We start from the raw sequence: 1,114 nt of genomic DNA, 5'->3' as shown, positions 1-1,114 counted from the left end.
GGGCGGGAATCGCCCGCCATATAGGGGACGGGGGTCCGTGGCGCAATCATGCGGCGCGTCCGCCTCTGTGGAGAAGCTTAAGTCCGCGCCATGGGCTGTTCATGGCGCTGCCTTCCTGCCGAGTGCGGCACGGATCGTCTTTTTCGCTTCGAGCCACGCGGCCGCGTCGGGCGTGACCAGCTCCACATGGCCGGTGTTCGGAACGGTGGTGAGGATTGCCTCGTCGCCGGCCGTCATCGCTCGTGCAACATAGTCGGCGCCCATGCGATAGGGGATGATGCGATCTTCGCGGCCGTTGATGAGGGTCTGGGAGGTGTTCAGGGGGAGGAGGCGTGGGACCGAGGTGTCGGCATAGGGATCCGAGCGATCGGTACCGACGAGCTTGGCGACAACATCGACGCCGCAACCATTGTCGGGGCTGGCGGCGGTTGCTTCCAGATCGGGCAGGCCGCCGAGGCTGACGACATGGGAGATCTTCAGCGGCTGTGGACTGTCAAGCGGGCTTGAGGCGGCAAGTTTGTGACGGGCGGCGAGCCACAGGGCCAGGTGGCCACCGGCGGAGTGGCCGACGGCGACCACGTGAGTGAGGTCGAGATTATATTTGCTCGCGTTTCTCGCAAGTTCGTCAGCAGCCTTCGCAGCGTCCATGAAGGTGCCGGGGTAGCCGCCGCCGCTGCGATCGACACCGCGATAGTCGATGTTCCATACCGCTATGCCGTCGCGGCGAAGGTCGGCGGCAACCCAGTCCATGATCGAGCGATCGGCGATGCTGGTCTGCCAGCAGCCGCCATGGACCATCAGCACGACCGGGTGCGGACCGGCGCCAGCGGGAATCCAGACGTCGACCTTTTGCATGTTGTCGCTGCCATACGCGATCGTTGCATTCGGCTTCTCGCGCGGGCGGGCGGTGAGGTCGTCCCAGGTGAGGGGCGTGAAAGAGGGGGCTGAGCTGGTCATCGTGACCGGAGCGCATGAGGCAGCGAGCATGGCGGCGGCAAGGAGGGGACGGCGGGAAAATTCTCGAAAGTTGCGCATGTGTAGGTGTTTTCGAGGAGGCAAGGTTTCAGAAGGGGTCGGCATTGCGGCTACCTGCGGGATTAAACGGTCGAGGCGG

Annotated in this window: 1 protein-coding gene; it reads right to left on the bottom strand. The window is 64.8% G+C overall.

The annotated features are described in order from the left end of the window. Window positions 1–99 precede the first annotated feature (99 nt). A complete protein-coding gene (locus AX702_RS09095) occupies window positions 100–957 on the bottom strand; it encodes an alpha/beta hydrolase (protein ID WP_066778704.1) in 858 nt (285 codons plus the stop codon). Window positions 958–1,114: the final 157 nt, after the last annotated feature.

The organism is Sphingomonas sp. CCH5-D11, from assembly GCF_001557395.1.
GTDB lineage: Bacteria > Pseudomonadota > Alphaproteobacteria > Sphingomonadales > Sphingomonadaceae > Sphingomonas.
This window is presented reverse-complemented; position numbering and strand designations above follow the sequence as displayed.

Coding starts and splice junctions, on each gene's coding strand:
- AX702_RS09095 (WP_066778704.1), bottom strand. CDS start 957: ATGACCAGCTCAGCCCCCTCTTTCACGCCCCTCACCTGGGACGACCTC.